At 53.0% G+C, this 15,853-nt stretch carries 16 protein-coding genes; 13 read left to right on the forward strand and 3 right to left on the reverse strand.

Annotated elements, in window-relative coordinates:
- Window position 1 precedes the first annotated feature (1 nt).
- The 4 genes from EHV15_RS24635 to EHV15_RS24650 all read left to right on the forward strand — a co-directional run bounded on the left by EHV15_RS24635 (window position 2) and on the right by EHV15_RS24650 (window position 4,785).
- The gene (locus EHV15_RS24635; protein ID WP_128633551.1) at window positions 2-1,369 is read left to right on the forward strand and encodes a sensor histidine kinase; all 1,368 of its coding nucleotides are present in this window, start codon (window positions 2-4) and stop codon (window positions 1,367-1,369) included.
- Between the two features lie 61 nt (window positions 1,370-1,430).
- A complete protein-coding gene (locus EHV15_RS24640) occupies window positions 1,431-2,093 on the forward strand; it encodes a hypothetical protein (RefSeq protein WP_128633552.1) in 663 nt (220 codons plus the stop codon).
- A 191-nt stretch (window positions 2,094-2,284) separates the two neighbouring features.
- Window positions 2,285-3,022: an SDR family oxidoreductase gene (locus tag EHV15_RS24645; protein ID WP_128633553.1), complete on the forward strand. Its 738-nt coding sequence runs from the start codon at window positions 2,285-2,287 to the stop codon at window positions 3,020-3,022.
- 407 nt (window positions 3,023-3,429) lie between these two features.
- Complete coding sequence (locus EHV15_RS24650) at window positions 3,430-4,785, forward strand: family 43 glycosylhydrolase (protein ID WP_128633554.1); 1,356 nt, start codon at window positions 3,430-3,432, stop codon at window positions 4,783-4,785.
- 8 nt (window positions 4,786-4,793) lie between these two features.
- Here EHV15_RS24650 and EHV15_RS36655 read toward each other — a convergent pair whose 3' ends face one another.
- Window positions 4,794-4,964 carry a hypothetical protein gene (locus EHV15_RS36655; protein WP_178075949.1) on the reverse strand — a complete coding sequence of 57 codons (171 nt, stop codon included), beginning with the start codon at window positions 4,962-4,964 and terminating at the stop codon, window positions 4,794-4,796.
- Window positions 4,965-5,170: 206 nt separating this feature from the next.
- On the opposite strand from EHV15_RS36655, the gene EHV15_RS24655 reads away from it, so the two are divergent.
- Complete coding sequence (locus EHV15_RS24655; RefSeq protein ID WP_128633555.1) at window positions 5,171-6,118, forward strand: helix-turn-helix transcriptional regulator; 948 nt, start codon at window positions 5,171-5,173, stop codon at window positions 6,116-6,118.
- A 71-nt stretch (window positions 6,119-6,189) separates the two neighbouring features.
- Complete coding sequence (locus tag EHV15_RS24660; protein ID WP_128635518.1) at window positions 6,190-6,729, forward strand: DinB family protein; 540 nt, start codon at window positions 6,190-6,192, stop codon at window positions 6,727-6,729.
- Window positions 6,730-6,767: 38 nt separating this feature from the next.
- Here EHV15_RS24660 and EHV15_RS24665 read toward each other — a convergent pair whose 3' ends face one another.
- The gene (locus EHV15_RS24665; protein ID WP_128633556.1) at window positions 6,768-7,670 is read right to left on the reverse strand and encodes a LysR family transcriptional regulator; all 903 of its coding nucleotides are present in this window, start codon (window positions 7,668-7,670) and stop codon (window positions 6,768-6,770) included.
- A 217-nt stretch (window positions 7,671-7,887) separates the two neighbouring features.
- Between EHV15_RS24665 and EHV15_RS24670 the strand changes: the two genes are divergently transcribed.
- The 7 genes from EHV15_RS24670 to EHV15_RS24700 are packed head-to-tail and all read left to right on the forward strand — an operon-like array spanning window position 7,888 to window position 14,962.
- The gene (locus EHV15_RS24670) at window positions 7,888-8,727 is read left to right on the forward strand and encodes an ACP S-malonyltransferase (protein ID WP_246061762.1); all 840 of its coding nucleotides are present in this window, start codon (window positions 7,888-7,890) and stop codon (window positions 8,725-8,727) included.
- Window positions 8,724-10,370 (forward strand): malonate decarboxylase subunit alpha, encoded by a 1,647-nt coding sequence (gene mdcA, locus EHV15_RS24675; protein ID WP_128633558.1) that lies wholly within the window; start codon window positions 8,724-8,726, stop codon window positions 10,368-10,370. Before EHV15_RS24670 ends, mdcA begins: the two co-directional genes overlap by 4 nt.
- 4 nt (window positions 10,371-10,374) lie before the next feature.
- Entirely contained in the window at window positions 10,375-11,199 is an 825-nt protein-coding gene (locus tag EHV15_RS24680) for a triphosphoribosyl-dephospho-CoA synthase (RefSeq protein ID WP_128633559.1), read from the forward strand.
- A 27-nt stretch (window positions 11,200-11,226) separates the two neighbouring features.
- Window positions 11,227-11,526: a malonate decarboxylase subunit delta gene (locus EHV15_RS24685; protein ID WP_128633560.1), complete on the forward strand. Its 300-nt coding sequence runs from the start codon at window positions 11,227-11,229 to the stop codon at window positions 11,524-11,526.
- A complete protein-coding gene (gene mdcD, locus EHV15_RS24690) occupies window positions 11,516-13,189 on the forward strand; it encodes a biotin-independent malonate decarboxylase subunit beta (RefSeq protein WP_128633561.1) in 1,674 nt (557 codons plus the stop codon). Before EHV15_RS24685 ends, mdcD begins: the two co-directional genes overlap by 11 nt.
- Window positions 13,183-13,809 (forward strand): malonate decarboxylase holo-ACP synthase, encoded by a 627-nt coding sequence (locus EHV15_RS24695; RefSeq protein ID WP_246061763.1) that lies wholly within the window; start codon window positions 13,183-13,185, stop codon window positions 13,807-13,809. Before mdcD ends, EHV15_RS24695 begins: the two co-directional genes overlap by 7 nt.
- 16 nt (window positions 13,810-13,825) lie before the next feature.
- Window positions 13,826-14,962: an acyltransferase family protein gene (locus EHV15_RS24700; RefSeq protein ID WP_128633562.1), complete on the forward strand. Its 1,137-nt coding sequence runs from the start codon at window positions 13,826-13,828 to the stop codon at window positions 14,960-14,962.
- 118 nt (window positions 14,963-15,080) lie between these two features.
- Here the strand turns inward: EHV15_RS24700 and EHV15_RS24705 are convergent, their stop codons facing one another.
- Entirely contained in the window at window positions 15,081-15,755 is a 675-nt protein-coding gene (locus EHV15_RS24705) for an SOS response-associated peptidase (RefSeq protein ID WP_128633563.1), read from the reverse strand.
- Window positions 15,756-15,853 lie beyond the last annotated feature (98 nt).

Genomic DNA, 15,853 nt, shown 5'->3' on the forward strand with positions numbered 1-15,853 from the left:
AATGAGAACACTTCGCATCCGTACGTTTACTTTGCTTTGCTTCTTGTTCATCCTCTCATTGCCTTGGGTCTTCTTTCTGACAGCTCACTTTATGGAAACCAAAACGCTTAGCATCGCAAACAGCGGGCTGCAAAATAAAGCCCTGCAAAGCCAATTAACCGGTATCATTCATAGGATTGAAAGCGGTTCGGACAAGTGGAAGGATCCCATTTGGCAAACAAAGTTGCATGAAGAACTGCGGAAAGCGAACATGGATGCGGCTATTTTATCGGCGTCGGATCAGGAGATTTACCGGTCTAACCCGGAGCGCCGCGGCTCTATGCGGGCCACAGAACAGTTTTCCATCATCAAGGACGGCCGTTTGCTGGGAAGGGTAGTCATTTACCTGCCCAAGTCCAATACCATTCAAATGATTTCGGCGTTTGCCGGATTTTTATTGGCTTTCTTTATTATCGCCGTTGAAATGCGGAGGTTCCTGCTTAAGCCGCTCGAGAAGATGGGCAATGCAGCCAGACAAATTGCCGCAGGTGATTGGGATGTGCGGTTGCCCCGGTCGAGGATTACGGAAATCGCTGAAGTCCGCGACGGATTTGAAGTGATGGTTCATGGGCTGCAGAAGTCGTATCGGAAACAAGCGGAATTGGAAGAAGAACGCCGATTCGTGATTTCCGCGGTTGCGCATGATTTACGGACACCGCTGTTCGCGTTACGCGGTTATTTGGACGGTTTGGAGCAAGGAATTGCTGAATCGCCGGAGAAAATGGCAAAATATTTGGCGGTTTGCAAGGAAAAATCGGCGCAATTGGACCGGCTCGTCGAGGACCTGTTCACCTTTACAAAGATGCAGTATTTGGAGACGGAACTGAACAACAAAACGGTTGAATTTAAAATTATACTCCAGAGGTCGATGGACAGTCTGAGCCCGCTCGCCCGGCAGAAGCAGATTTCGATCTCAAACCGTGGTGCGGACGATTTGCTAATTAGCTGTGATGCACACCTATTGGAGCGCGCCATAAACAATCTGTTGGATAATGCCGTCAGACATACCCCTACTGGCGGTGAAATTGTTGTCCAAAGTTATCAAGAGAGCGATAAAGTAAGGTTTACGATTCGTGACACGGGGCCGGGCTTCTCATCGGAAGAACTGGAGCGCGTTTTTGAACCTCTATATCGCGGGGAAGCATCCCGAAGCCGTTCCACTGGAGGCAGCGGATTAGGGCTGACCATTTCACAAAGAATCGTCAGGCGGCATGGAGGTGAACTTACCGCAAGCAACCATTCCGAAGGGGGAGCGCTGCTGGCAGGTTGGATACCGGCGAATACCCGGGATTCATTGGATAGGCCGAGCGCCCAAAATAGGCGTTTGTAGGTAACATGGGCGTAATCCCACCATAATATATAGCAAATAGATACAATAAAGGAGAATAATCATGTATCAATACAATTACGCTCCATCAGGTTACGCCCCTTATGAAATACCCGATTCCACATTTCGCCAGCAGGATTTGGGCATTGAATGGCACGAACAAGAAGGCCCGTGGAGCGGGGTGTGGCGCAGGCGAGGAAGCAGCAACACCTTTGATGCCACGTGGACAATGCCTGGAGCTCAACCAATAACAGCAGTTTTGACAATTTTTATTTTTGGAAGTTCTGTATTTGTTCAGCGGCGAAACAGCAGTGACGGAAATAATTGCATCTATACTGGAACACTTTCTGGAGATGGCCGTACTGTAACCGGGACTTACAGATGTACCCGAGGCGGAGGCACGTGGACTGCTACGATCATTCGGCGCGAGAGATTCAGATTAGGCAGGGTCTGGTTTGAACAAGAAGGGGGCTGGAGTGGCGTATGGCGGCGCCGGGGAAACAGCAACATTTTCGATGCAAGGTGGACGATGCCCGGGGCGCAGGATGTAACGGCCGTATTGACGATCAACATATTCGGCAACAACGTCCAGGTTTTACGGAGAAACAGCAGCGATGGAAATGACTGCGACTACATCGGCACCATTGCTGGAGACGGCCGAACGGTTACCGGCACTTTTAGTTGTACTCAAGGCGGAGGGACTTGGAGAGCAATTATAACTTTTTAAACTATGTTAGGACTGCTCCTTATTGAGCAGTCCTAAATATTTTAAGTTAGGGAACAAATTCCGAAGAGAATTAGGCAAGGATCGAACAGATATGTTCTAACGGGATCATTCAAGTACTTATTATAATGAACTTGCAAGGTCAAATCCGGCGATAATCGCTCAGCCAAAAACAAAAAAAGGAGAGAATGGAAATGACTTTACATGGAAAAGTTGCCATCGTCACCGGGGCGTCCAGAGGAATTGGAAGACAAATCGCCATCCAGTTAGCGCAGTCCGGGGCGAAGGTGATTGTCAATTATTCTTCGAATCCGGACAAAGCGGACGAGGTCGTAAAAACAATCGAGCAGTCCGGCGGGGAAGCGGCCGCAATCCGCGGCAACGTCGGCAACATCAACGAAGTCGAAGCGTTGTTCTCCGAGACGCTCAATAAATATGGGCGTGTGGATATTCTCGTTAATAATGCCGGCATCATGGAGTACAAGGCAATAGAGGATGTAACGGAGGAGATGTTTGACAGGCATTTTGCGATTAACGTGAAAGGGACTTATTTTGCCTGCCAGCAAGCAATGAAGCATATGGAAAAAAGCGGGACGATCATCAACTTATCGACCTCCGTGTCTGGCGCCATGCTCCCGACGTACAGCGTATACGCGGCGACCAAAGGGGCGGTCGAGCAGTTGACCCGCCAATTGGCAAAAGAGTTCGGTCCTAAAGACATCACCATTAATTGCATTGCGCCAGGGCAAGTGTCCACCGAGTTATTCTTGAACGGCAAATCGGATGAGCTGATTGATTCGTATCGCCGCATGAACGCGTTTGGACGGCTCGGCGAACCGGAGGACATCGCAAATGCGATCGAGCTGCTCGTCAGCGACAAAGCCCGCTGGATCACGGGACAAACGATTCGCGTAAACGGCGGCTTCAATTAATATTGAAAGAGATTGCCTGAACAAAAGATGGACGAACTCGGCGCATAAGCGCTTGAGTTCGTTTATTTTTGTTAGCATCCTTTTTTATCTAAAGGCCTCAACCGGTTGAAGCAAGAGAAGTGTGCGCAATAATTCTTTACATCCATTTTGAAAGCGCTTATATTAATCAATAATACCTTAAGTTATACAGTATTAAGTTAACACAGATGTTAATGAAAAAAAGTAAATGTTCTATCGTTTTTAAGAAGGGGGGTGATAACTTCTGCTGTTAGAGAGTCGATTATTATAAACAGCCGGTGGAACAGAGATGGACCCGAAGAGGTAGGAGAGGAAGGGGCGACAATCATGAGAATGGGCAAGTTACGAAACAAAACCTGAATGAATAAAAGATTGGAGGCTAACGATTCATGAAAAAAGGTCTCGTGCAAGTATCCCTGGTTCTTGTCTTATTATGGATGTCCGCTGCAGTATGTTTTGCAGACAATCCGGTAATCGGCAATACTTTTACAGCTGATCCGGCAGCCATGGTTTATAATAACAGGGTCTATCTGTATACGGGCCATGATGAGGCAGACGTCAACGGAACAGGATATGTCATGAAGGATTGGAAGGTCTATTCTTCAACGGACATGGTAAATTGGACGGATCATGGTACACCGCTATCTGTAAGCGCATTCAGTTGGGCGAAGGGAGATGCTTGGGCAAGCCAAGTCATTGAGCGCAACGGCAAATTTTATTGGTATATCTGCGCGGAGCACAAAACCATACCGGGGAAAGCCATTGGTGTTGCGATATCCGACAGCCCGACCGGTCCTTTCAGGGATGCATTGGGACGTGCGCTGATTACGAACGATATGACGAAGTTCAGCTCCAGTTATTGGGATGATATTGACCCTGCCGTTTTTATTGATGACGACGGGCAGGCCTATCTCTATTGGGGCAACAGTGTATTGATGTACGCGAAACTCAACAGCGATATGGTATCTATCAGCGGTTCGATCACCAGTGTGTCCCTGCCGAACTTCACCGAAGCTCCATGGCTCCATAAACGGAACGGAATCTATTATCTATCCTATGCTTCAGGCTGGCCGGAATCCATCTCCTATGCTACCAGCCAGAGTCCCACCGGTCCTTGGACGTATCGAGGGGTTATCATGGAGCCGACGGCCCATAGTGGAACAAATCACCAGGCCATCATAGAATTCAAGGGTCAGGCTTATTTCATCTACCACAACGGCGCTCTGCCGACAGGGGGAGATTATAGGCGCTCGGTGGCCATCGAGAAGTTTAATTACAATTCCGACGGCACCATTCCGACCCTACAGCCTACCTCTACGGGCGTGAACGGAACCATGAACCGGATCCAGTCCTATAACTTCCCCAACATGTACGTCAGACATCAAAACTATGACGCCCGGATCGACGAGAATGTCTCACCGTCCACGGACCAATATTGGCAGATCGTACCGGGACTAGCCAACAACGGCACCGACTACGTGTCTATCAAATCGGTGTATTTTCCCGGTTATTATCTTCGGCATAACAGCTTCGATTTTGTGTTGGAAAAGGATAATGGAACGACTCAGTTCAAGGCAGATGCCACCTTCAAGAAAGTAGCCGGCTTAAAGAATTCATCCTGGACCTCGCTTCAATCCTATAACTACCCCACCATGTACATCAGACATATCGGCTATGAGTTGAAGCTTCAAACCATCAGCACCGATCAGGATAAACAGGATGCAACTTTCAGGCTTGTAAATTAAGTTTAAACTTATTCTGTCTCTTCCTCGGATGCCTTGTATGGACGTTTAGCGGCTTGTTTGATGTGGCGATCGATTTCAGCTTGGCCTTGAATATTAACGGCCGCCTCGGCTTGATCGTTCAACTGCTCCTCGGCTTGTCCGATTCCGTGCGCGCCTTGATGATTTCTGCTTGATGGCATAAAGCTTTATCCTCCTTTAGTTGGTAATAGCCTCAAGCTTACATTACACAATATCGCCAAAGATTATTCGCAAGGCTTTTTCAAAAAAAGCCTAAACACTTGAACTTGACTAAACGTCATGTTTTATAGTGTAGTTGAATATGAGCGGAACGCGGAGTTCGTTTTCCGTGACAACGTTTAATTATTCGAGGCGAGGGTAAAAGAACATGAACAAAACCGAACGGCAGCTTGCCATCACGCTTGAACTGCAGCGGAGCAAAGTGCTCCGAGCGGAGGATTTGGCGGCTCAATTCGAGACAAGCGTGCGGACGATATACCGCGACATTCAAGCCTTGAGCGAAGCGGGGGTTCCGATTGTCGGGGCTCCCGGGCAGGGATATTCCTTGATGGCAGGGTATTTCCTGCCGCCGGTCGGTTTTACGGCGGAAGAGGCCGTGGCTTTGCTTATGGGAACGGATTTTATCGAGCAGAGGCTGGATGGCGATTACGGGAGCGTGGCCAAGGCGGCCAGGCGCAAAATCGAAGCGATTCTGCCGGAGCCGGTGCGCGGCGAGGCGGCGCGTGTGCGGGAAACGATGCGTCTTCTTCACGCCGGCGAACCGGTAACCGGCCGGAAGGAGAAAGACTATCTCGGCCAAGTACGGCGGGCGATTTTGGAGCGGCGTAAATTAAGCTTTACGTATCTGAAAAAAATCCCGGAAGCGGACGGGGGCAGGGAGAGCAGGCGGGAGGTCTCCCCATATGGACTGACGCTCGTGCAGGGGAATTGGATGCTGATCGCGCGCTGCGATCTGCGGCAGGATATCCGCCATTTCCGCTTGTCGCGGATGACGGAGCTTGCCGTGCTGGAGGAACGCTTTTCCATGCCGCCCGGGTTTAACCTAAGCCGTTACCGCCCGCCGGATGACCGTAACCTGCGGGTGCTGGTTCGGGTGAACCCCGATATCGCCGACAAAATCGCCGAGACCGTTAATTTTTTTGTAGAAGAGACTGAGGAGCAGGAGGACGGTCTTCTGGTTACCTTCCGCGTCCGGCGGACAGAGGAACTGCAGCCTTATGTCCTCGGCTGGGGCGGGGATGTCGAGGTACTGGAACCGGAGTCATTTCGCCGCCGGATTCGGGAAGAGGCCGAAAAAATTTTAAAACGCTACTGACACGCTGTTGTCAGTAGCGTTTTTGGATAATGGGATTATACCCATGATTAAAAGAGGAGTTGTTATTAATGATGAGAAGTACGGACGAGGCGCTGCAAGAGTTTGAAGCAACGGTGGAAAGGTATTTGAGCGAACTGGAAAACCTTGATATGGAGCAGCTGCTAAAAAAAACGAATGAGGAGGAATGGTCTATCGGGCAAATGTATATGCATTTGATTCAATCGGCGCAATTCATGCATCTGAACCATATCGACCAATGTTTGGCCGAAAGTGAAGCGAGTTTAGTCCACACCGGGGAAAAAACGGAGCAGGGCAGGGCCGTATTTGAACTGGGAAGCTTTCCGCCCATTCGGATTCAGGTCCCGGCTTCGCCGCACTACACCCCGCAGCAGCCGGAAAGCAAGCAGCAGCTGTCGAAAGGGCTGCGAGGTGTAGTGGAGCGGATGAAACGTACTGAATCTGCTTTGAGCCAGGCGCCCGAACGAAACAAGATGCCGCATCCCAGACTCGGCCCGTTAAACGCCAAAGAGTGGTTTTTGCTGATCGAGATGCATTACCGGCATCATCTGCTGCAGCTGGACCGTTTAAAGCGGGAGCTGAATTTGGTTTAACCGCAGACCCCTTTTCGACCACAGGCAGTCTAGGACTTTTATTCCTGTCCGAGGCTGCCGCTTTTTAATTGGATCCGTCCTATATTCCGGAAGAACTGAAGGATGAACTCGAAAAATGAATTCTCCGTGTCGGTCAGCCGCTGCCCGGCGGGCCAGGACAAATAGATGGTTCGCTTGCACCGGGGCTCGCTAATGTGAAGCAGCTTGATGTCTTCGGTGACGACCTTGCTCCACAGGATCGAAGGGATGAAGGAGACACCGATGCCCGTCTGGATCAGCCCCCGCACCGTGGCCGGATCATCGCTTTCAAAGACAATGTCCGGTTCGTACGGCAGTTGCGCGAAGAAGCGGTCGGTCGTTCTTCGCAGCGGATGGCTCGTCGTCAGGCTGATGAATTTCTCATGCTCCAGGTCTTTTAGAGATACGGAATCAAGGGAACCGAGCGGATGAACCGCCGGCACACCGAGCCATATTTCCTCCTCAAGCAGAACGGTATGTTCATTGCCTTCTATTTCCTCGGATGTGATCGCGAAATCGTAAGCCAGCTCTTTCTTGATCTGGATAGGATGCTGGGTCAGGTTAAACCGGATTTTCGGGTACAGGCCGCGAAACTGTTGGACAAGACTTGGCAGCAGCATGGAACCTACGGCGACATACAGCGTGATGATTTCAATTTTTTCTTGCTGCATTTCCTTAATCTCGGACACGCCTTGCTCCAGAGCGGACAGCGACTGGTTCACCCGTTTCAGAAACTTTTTGCCGTATTGGTTCAACACGATATGCTTACCCTCCCTGTCGAACAACTGCACCCCCAATTCCGTCTCCAGGTTCCGAATCATTTTGCTGAGCGCAGGCTGCGAGATAAACAGCTCGTCGGCGGCCCGCGTTACATTTTCATGTTTTGAGGTGACTTGAAAATATTTAAGCTGCAGAAAGTCCATGCTGAATCCATCCCCTTTATCGTACGTCTCCTCTTATAACCGTCCGGTTATCGATCATATGTGAATATATATATTTTACAGTTTTTTACGGGCTTCTTACAATGAACAGTGTAACGAAGACGAATCCGCTAAAGGTGGTGAGATTCTGAACATCGTATTTGCTTTTCCCGGTCAAGGGGCGCAAACTCCCGGTATGCTGCAGGATGTGCCAGAGTATGTGAAAAAGGCAGCAAAGATAGTAGGGACCCCCTTGCGGGATGATGAGGTGGCGATGGACTCGACGGTCTGGATTCAGGCGGCGCTTTTCGTAAAGGAGACCGCGTTCGCATACCGGCTAATCGGGCGGGGCATCCGCCCTCAATTCGTGGCCGGGCACTCCATCGGCGCTTTTCCCGCCGCGGTCATTGCGGGAGTCCTTTCGTTCGAGGATGCGCTTCGGCTCGTGTGGCGCCGGGCCAAGCTAATGGAAGAGGCTTACCCTGAAGGCTACGGAATGGGTGTCATCATCGGGCTTACCAAAGCGGAAGTTCAGCAAGCCGTGGATCGCTCCCACAGTGAGGCGGCGCCCGTCTACCTCTCCAATATGAACGCCGAACAGCAAATCGTCCTTTCCGGCTCATTGGAAGGGATCAACAGAGCTTTTCAGCAGGCAAAAGAACTGGGGGCAAGCAAAACCGCGCTGTTGAAGGTGCCGATTCCATCGCACTGCCCTTTGATGTCAGGTATATCCGAGCAGTTATTGGAGCTGGTACGGACCTTTCCTTTGCAGGAAGCTGCGATCCCTTATATGGCGAACCATACGGGGAGAATGCTCAGGGCGAAAGACAAAATCGCCGAGGATCTGGCCCTAAACGTAGCTTATCCCGTGCGCTGGATCGATATGGCGGCCGTCTGCGTCGAATCCGGAGCCGACTGCTTTATCGAAATGCCTCCGGGCCACACGCTTTCCCGCCTCGTCAAGCAGGCCCACCACGACACCCGGCAGATTGCCGTAGACGAGGTTGGTCTGGAAGCGGCCGAATATCTGATTAGAAAATGGAAGGAGCAAGAAGAATGAGCAAAGTGCTGCGTTCCTGGTCACAAAAACGCGATAAAAAACTGGAAAAATTAAATACGGTAGAGAAGTGGCTGAACGGAAAATACGTCGATGCCTCCCGGATCGTCGATATCCTGGAGGCGCTGATCGAGCCGGGCGCCAGGGTTGTCCTGGAGGGGGATAACCAGAAGCAGGCGTCTTTTCTGTCCCAGAAGCTGCTGGAAGTCGATCCTGGCAAGGTGCATGACCTGCATATGATCATGTCCAGCATTTCCAGACCCGAGCACCTGGATATTTTCGAAAAAGGCATCGCCGGGAAGCTGGATTTCTCCTACAGCGGCTCGCAAAGCCTGCGCGTTGCGCAAATGATCGAGGATGGGACGCTGAAGCTCGGCGACATCCATACGTATTTAGAATTGTTCGGCCGCCTTTTTATCGACCTGATTCCGGACGTTGTGCTGGTGGCGGCGGACAAAGCGGACCGCGAGGGCAACCTTTATACCGGCTTCAACACGGAAGAAACCCCGACGATCGTGGAAGCGGCGGCTTTTAAGGACGGCATCGTCATCGTGCAGGTCAACGAAATCGCGGACGAACTGCCGAGAACGGATATTCCGGCCTCCTGGGTGGACGTGATCGTCAAAGCCGACAAGCCTTATGCGCTGGAGGCGCTGTTTACCCGCGACCCGCAAAACATCACGGAACTGCATATTCTAATGGGAATGATGGCGATCAAAGGTATTTACGGCAAACACCACGTGCAGTCGCTGAACCATGGCATCGGTTTTAATACCGCGGCGATTGAGCTGCTGCTGCCAACCTACGGTGAAGAACTCGGATTGAAAGGCAAAATTGCCAAGCATTGGGCCTTGAACCCTCACCCGACCCTGATTCCGGCGATCGAATCCGGCTGGGTGGAAAGCATCCACAGCTTCGGCGGCGAGGTCGGCATGGAAAAATATATCGCAGCCCGTCCCGACGTATTTTTCATCGGCAAGGACGGCACGATGCGCTCCAACCGGGCGATGGGCCAGGTGGCGGGGCAATTCGCCGTGGACATGTTCATCGGCTCGACGCTGCAGATCGATCCGCTGGGCAACTCGTCCACCGTGACTTCCGGCAGATTGTCCGGCTTCGGCGGCGCGCCGAACATGGGCCATGATCCCCGCGGACGCCGGCATGCGACAAAGGCATGGCTCGACATGATCGAACATCCGCACGAGCTCGTCAAAGGACGCAAGCTGGTCGTACAGATGGTGGAAACCTATGGCGCCAACAAAAAGCCGGTATTCGTGGATTCGCTCGACGCCGTCAAGGTGAAGGAAGAATCAGGCCTGGCGATTACGCCGGTGATGATTTACGGCGACGATGTCACCCACGTCGTCACCGAGGAAGGCATCGCTTACCTTTACAAAACGGACAGTGTCGAGGAAAGAAAGCAGGCGCTCGCGGCAATTGCCGGCGTATCGCCCCTGGGCATGGAGAGCAGCGAAAGCGATGTGCGCGGGTTGCGCGACAGAGGTATTGTGGCCTATCCGGAGGATCTCGGCATCATGCGCAGACAAGCTAAACGTTCGCTGCTGGCGGCGCAGACGATCAACGACCTTGTGGATTGGTCGGACGGGCTGTACGAGCCGCCGGCTAAATTCCGCAGCTGGTCTTAAAGCCATGCTGACGGCAACTCATGCGGGGTTCGGGGCGGCCTTGGCCGGCAAAGCCGTGAAGGCGCTCGTGGACGAGGCCTTGCTTACGCCCAAGCCAGGGCTTGTGGATGCCAGAGACAACGGTTCCCATACGGACATGTCCCTCGAGCTTATGCTGATATCAGCGAAGGCTCTGGAAGGAACATTCCGGGAAATCGCCCAGGTCTCCTACCTTCATCCGGTGGACCAGTCTTTACGCGAACAAATCGCCTTCATCGGGCGGGAAGGCGAGAAAGCGATGCTCGCCGCCACAAATGGCGTCAACACGCATAAAGGGGCGATTTGGGCCTTGGGCCTTCTTACCAGCGCACGAGCCGCCTTCCCGGAGGAACGGGACCCGCAGCGGATCATGAACGCCGCCGGGACCATCGCTTCGTTCCCTGACCGGTTTCGCCCGGAACAACGCACCCATGGGCAGGCGGTCAAGCGGAAGTATGCGGTGATGGGAGCTGCGGAGGAAGCGCAGCTCGGCTTTCCCCATATCCGGGAAGCGGCGCTGCCGGCCTTACTGCGGGCCAGAGCTTGCGGGAAGACGGAGGAGGAAGCCCGCATTGAGGCTTTACTGGCTTTGATGGCGGCGGTCGACGACACCTGCATCCTGCACCGCGGCGATTGGCCGGATCTTCTGGCGATCAAACGGATGTCCGGGGCTTTTCTGGCCGCGGACGGTTTTAGAACCCGGACGGGGAGAAAGCTGTTTCACCGCCTGTCCGAGTATTGCGAGGCAAAGCGGCTTTCTCCCGGAGGCAGCGCCGATTTGCTCGCCGCTACACTTTTTCTTATCGATTGACACATATCATGGAGGTGTTCCTTAAGGATGGAAAAATTACAGTTTCAATACCAAACTTCGCAGCCGATCCGCAAGGCCGCGCACATCGGAGTCGTCGGTTCGGGGGATTTGGAGATCATCGTGGAGCCGGTGGAGGGGCAAACGTCCAATGTCAGTATTCTGACCGGCAGCGATGGTTTCGGACAGGTTTGGCAGAACGTGCTGACCCGCTTTTTCAACCGTTATCCGATTACCGCCAATTTTACGGTTCATGATTTTGGAGCCACTCCGGGTGTAGTGATGTTAAGATTTACGCAAGTTTTGGAGGTGCTCGATTATGCTGAATAGTTTTGTGGAACTGAACGGACGCGATCGCGCCAAAGCGCTGCTGGATGAAGGAACCTTCCGGGAACTGCTTGGACCGCTGGACAAATTGCAATCTCCGCATCTTGAGCCGCAGGGAATCGTCCCGCAGAGCGATGACGGGATCATTTTGGCCGTCGGGGAAATCCGCAAGCGGAAAGTCCTGATCATCTCGATGGAAGGTGCTTTTCAAGGCGGGGGCATCGGCGAAGTCAGCGGAGCGAAAATCTCCGGCGCGCTGGAACTGGCGCTGGAAGAGAACAAAAAGGGAAACACCTTGTATCCGATCATGATCTTCGATACGGGCGGCGTTCGGCTGCAGGAAGCGAACTACGGGCTGCTGGCGATTTCGGAAATCGGCGCCCAGGTCGTAGCCCTGCGCAAATACGTTCCTGTAGTGGGACTGATTCCCGGCCGCGTGGGGGCGTTCGGCGGGATGTCGATCACGGCCGAGCTGTTCACCACCTTGATCGCCACAAAAAAAGCCCGCCTCGGCCTGAACGGCCCGGAAGTCATCGAACAGGAAGCAGGCGTGATGGAGTTCGATTCCAGTGACAAGGCGTTGATCTGGAGCACTATCGGAGCAAATCAGCGGCAGCATACCGGATTGATCGATGATGTGGTGGAAGATACCACAGGCGCGGTGATCGAGGCGGTCGACGCCGCGCTGGGTGCGCCGGTCAAACCGGCCAAAACCGAGCAAACCGATTTCTATCTGACCTTGCTTAAAGCTCTTGATCCGACCGAGTCGTGGACGCCTGAGCGTTACCGTGAATTTTACAAGCAGCAACAGCCGGTCAAGCAGCCTATACCGCTGGCCAAAGAAGGGGCGGCCGACGCTAGTGACGGCAGAGGTTACCGCTGGTTCTCCCTGCTTACGGGCATAACCCATCCGGTTAGCGACGTTCCTACGGTGCTGGCGGCCGACGTGGAGAAGAATGGGCAATTGTGCAGATATATTTCCATCGTTCCGGATGCCGAAAGCCGCTTCCCGCGCGTTAGAAAAGGCGAGGTCGGGATGATGGAAGGGTGGACGGTGGCTCAGATCGTCAGAGACGCTATCCTTCAGGACGAGAACAGTGAAGTCAAACGCCCGATCATCGCCGTGATCGACGTTCCCAGCCAGGCTTACGGCTATAAGGAAGAGATGGTTGGGATCAGCCTTGCGCTCGCGGCAAGCGCGGACGCATACGCGACGGCCAGACTGCAGGGCCATCCCGTGATCGGCGTCATCGTCGGCAATGCGATCTCCGGCGGTTTCCTCGCCCATGGACTTCAGTCGAACCGGCTGATCGCCTTGGACGACGGCAAAATCAATATTCAGGCCATGTCCAAGGCTTCCGCGGCGCGGATCACGAAGCGGACCATCGCCGAACTGGATGAAGCAACCAAGAAGGTTCCGGCCATGGCTTATGACGTTCGCAGCTATAGTACTTTGGGGCCGCTATATCGGCTGTTGGCCGGCATCCAGGCGGACGATCCGCAACGCGGCGACGTGGCAACCGTGGAACAGACCATTTCCGAAGCGATCGACAGCACAAAAGACGCACCCCGCGATCTCGGCTTCCGCCTGGAGACCAAGGAAGCTTTGGCCGGCGGACGCGCGGCAACGCTTAAGGTTCGCAAGGCGTTGTCCGAGCAATGGTAATGACGGTCCGGCCTCACGATCTGATCGAGGTCGCCGATTTGAGCTGTCTCTCTATGAATGAAGATAAGGAATGGGCCGCCGCTTCGCTGAGGCATGCCCCTTATGTAGTGGTCCGGCGGGCCAGCCCGCCGGCGGATAGCCGCATTCCCGTAGGCATTCGGGGAACGGAGCGGAACCAGCGGGAAGCCGCGCTGCTTGCCCCAGAGGGAGCGGGACGGATTGTCACGCCCTATGAGATTGCCGAGCGCCGGATGTGGAACGCCGTGTCTGTGGAGAGGCGGGATCTACCCGTGATCCGGGTCATGGACAAGGTTGCGGAGCTAATGGCGGACTGGCGCTGGGGCCCGGCGGGCAGTGCGGGTTTTGAAATGGCGACGGGTTGTCCGTCTTTGAAAGTCACCAGCGATCTCGACCTTGTGATTGACCGTCCGGAAGCCGTGGATTATGCGGAAGCCGCAAACCTGCTGCGGAGGCTGGATCAGCTGGAGGTCCGCATCGATATCCAATTGGAAACGAAGGACGGAGCTTATGTCCTGCGCGAAATCATCGACAGGCGGACAAGCACGGTGGTGCTGCGTTGCCCCTCAGGCCCAAAGCTCGTCCGCAATCCTTGGAAATGAAGGTGAAGTGCATTTTATGGAAAAAAAAGCGGAGCAAAATATCCATATCAATGAAAGTGATATTTTAAAGGTATTTGCCGTCTGCGGCGCGATTATGCAAAGCGTGCTGGGGGTGCTCCTGAAACATGCCCATAACGAGATGGATATGGCCTTGCTTGGCGTCCTATATAACTTGGTGAAGTACACGGCGCCTGTCTTTATTTTTGCCATCGTATACGGCATGGTGAAAGGGAATCAACATACGAAACCGACCCATTTTTACAAGGAAAAATTCAGCGAGCTCGTTATCCCGTATTTTCTCTGGGCGACCGCCAGTCTGATATTTTTCCCCGACCTGCAAGTGAACTGCTCTGTCACTTCCTTCTGGACACTGGTCGAATCCTATGTGGTCGGCAATTCATCGCCGCAATACTGGTACACGGTTATGATGCTGCAGTTTCAGGTGCTGATGCCCGTCATTATCTATGTTTGCTACAAGTTTCTGTCCAAGCCTTCGCGGGTCATCCCAACGCTGGTCGTGAGCTTTATTGCCTTCGGGGCCTGGCTGTGGTTCTACGATACCTATGTATTCCACGGCACCTACGAAATCAGCCTGCGTTATTTGGACCGGTTTTTCGTCAGTTACTTTATTTATGCCCTGCTGGGTGGAATTGCCTGGGTTTACAAGGACCGGTTCGACGGGGTGCTGCGCCGGATTCAGTTTTTGCTCATTCCGGTGGCGTTGCTGCTGCTTATTTGGACAAACCAGGAATTCTTCGGCTTTGGATTTAATGATATGTCATTCGGCAACCTGATTTATTTGAAGCCGTCTATGACTTTGTACAGCCTGGTTATCATCTTTCTGATCTACATGCTGGCCAGACACTTGATTCGCTTGGGTTCGCGTTCGCTTCCGTATTATAAATGGCTCTCTACTTATGCGTACCGGGCATTTACGGCGAACGTGTTCATTTTGACCATCGTGCTGCGCCTGTTTGGAGGTTTGCTCGACGAGCTTCCCTTCTTCTCAGTTCTGCTTTTGGTTTTTCTGACGACAGTAACATGCTCCTTCACCGTTGTCTATGCTTTTGCACAGTTGAAGGTTTGGATCGAGCGTGCGGTTTTCAAAAAGGGAGAGGCAGCAGGGGGCCATCGTCATGCGAATGCTCACTAAAGGGCGGAAACTTGATCCTCCCGAAGCCGGAATGGGACGACCTGTTAAAAAAGTGCGCTTGGTACGCTTAAAGAAAAAACCGGCCACGGGGATGCTTATCTCCGTGTGCCGGGAAAAATCAGCGTTTTACCCACGCCCGCTCCAAATCCATCTCCCGAATGCATTCGGCCGTGTCGTGCCCCTCGATGTCAATCAGCGGCGTCACCGCATACGCTTGCATCTCTTCCGCCGAATAGGGCTGCAGGATCGGATCTAACGCATCCAGATCGTTCGTCTCCTCATCAAGCCACCGGGTCATGTTGTCCGGAGAGAGAATCGCCGGCATCCGGCTCTCAAATTCCCCGATCAACGGGTTAGCTTCCGTCATGACCAGGGTGCAGGTGCGGAGCGGTTCCCCGCGCGTATCCCGCCAGATTTCGTATAGACCGGCCACCCCAAAGATGGCGCGGTTTTTCATGACGACCCGCACCGCATATGACTTTTTGCCTTCATTTTTCCAATAGTAAAATCCGTTGCACGGGATAATGCACCGCTGCTTGTCCACCATTCTGCGGTACGTCGGATTCCGATGCACATTCCTGAGATCCGCGTTGATCGCATCTTTTCCCCAGTAGGGAATGAATCCCCAACGGAACTCATCCAGAATCCGCTCCCCGCGCTGCTGCAGCACGACCGGCATTTGCTGCGTTGGGCTAATGTTGTAGCGGTTTTTGTAGTAGTACATCACCCGTTCGATCTGAAAATGCTCCTGAACCTCCTCGAGCTCAGCCGCCATGGAAAAGCGTTGACACATGAAACATCAGCCTCCTATATGACTATGTTTATTGTTTGCCAAAGGAGGAAAATTATTCAAGCATGGCCGTTGGCGGAAATATTTTCTTGTCTATTTTT

Source organism: Paenibacillus oralis, from assembly GCF_003863965.1.
Lineage (GTDB): Bacteria > Bacillota > Bacilli > Paenibacillales > Paenibacillaceae > Fontibacillus > Fontibacillus oralis.

What these genes read in the sequence shown, in the direction of transcription:
- EHV15_RS24695 (WP_246061763.1), top strand. Translation starts at nt 13,183, where the DNA reads ATGGTAATGACGGTCCGGCCTCACGATCTGATCGAGGTCGCCGATTTG.
- EHV15_RS24655 (WP_128633555.1), top strand. Translation starts at nt 5,171, where the DNA reads ATGAACAAAACCGAACGGCAGCTTGCCATCACGCTTGAACTGCAGCGG.
- EHV15_RS36655 (WP_178075949.1), bottom strand. Translation starts at nt 4,964, where the DNA reads ATGCCATCAAGCAGAAATCATCAAGGCGCGCACGGAATCGGACAAGCC.
- EHV15_RS24700 (WP_128633562.1), top strand. Translation starts at nt 13,826, where the DNA reads ATGGAAAAAAAAGCGGAGCAAAATATCCATATCAATGAAAGTGATATT.
- mdcA (WP_128633558.1), top strand. Translation starts at nt 8,724, where the DNA reads ATGAGCAAAGTGCTGCGTTCCTGGTCACAAAAACGCGATAAAAAACTG.
- EHV15_RS24705 (WP_128633563.1), bottom strand. Translation starts at nt 15,755, where the DNA reads ATGTGTCAACGCTTTTCCATGGCGGCTGAGCTCGAGGAGGTTCAGGAG.
- EHV15_RS24680 (WP_128633559.1), top strand. Translation starts at nt 10,375, where the DNA reads ATGCTGACGGCAACTCATGCGGGGTTCGGGGCGGCCTTGGCCGGCAAA.
- EHV15_RS24660 (WP_128635518.1), top strand. Translation starts at nt 6,190, where the DNA reads ATGAGAAGTACGGACGAGGCGCTGCAAGAGTTTGAAGCAACGGTGGAA.
- EHV15_RS24640 (WP_128633552.1), top strand. Translation starts at nt 1,431, where the DNA reads ATGTATCAATACAATTACGCTCCATCAGGTTACGCCCCTTATGAAATA.
- EHV15_RS24665 (WP_128633556.1), bottom strand. Translation starts at nt 7,670, where the DNA reads ATGGACTTTCTGCAGCTTAAATATTTTCAAGTCACCTCAAAACATGAA.
- EHV15_RS24635 (WP_128633551.1), top strand. Translation starts at nt 2, where the DNA reads ATGAGAACACTTCGCATCCGTACGTTTACTTTGCTTTGCTTCTTGTTC.
- EHV15_RS24685 (WP_128633560.1), top strand. Translation starts at nt 11,227, where the DNA reads ATGGAAAAATTACAGTTTCAATACCAAACTTCGCAGCCGATCCGCAAG.
- EHV15_RS24645 (WP_128633553.1), top strand. Translation starts at nt 2,285, where the DNA reads ATGACTTTACATGGAAAAGTTGCCATCGTCACCGGGGCGTCCAGAGGA.
- mdcD (WP_128633561.1), top strand. Translation starts at nt 11,516, where the DNA reads ATGCTGAATAGTTTTGTGGAACTGAACGGACGCGATCGCGCCAAAGCG.
- EHV15_RS24650 (WP_128633554.1), top strand. Translation starts at nt 3,430, where the DNA reads ATGAAAAAAGGTCTCGTGCAAGTATCCCTGGTTCTTGTCTTATTATGG.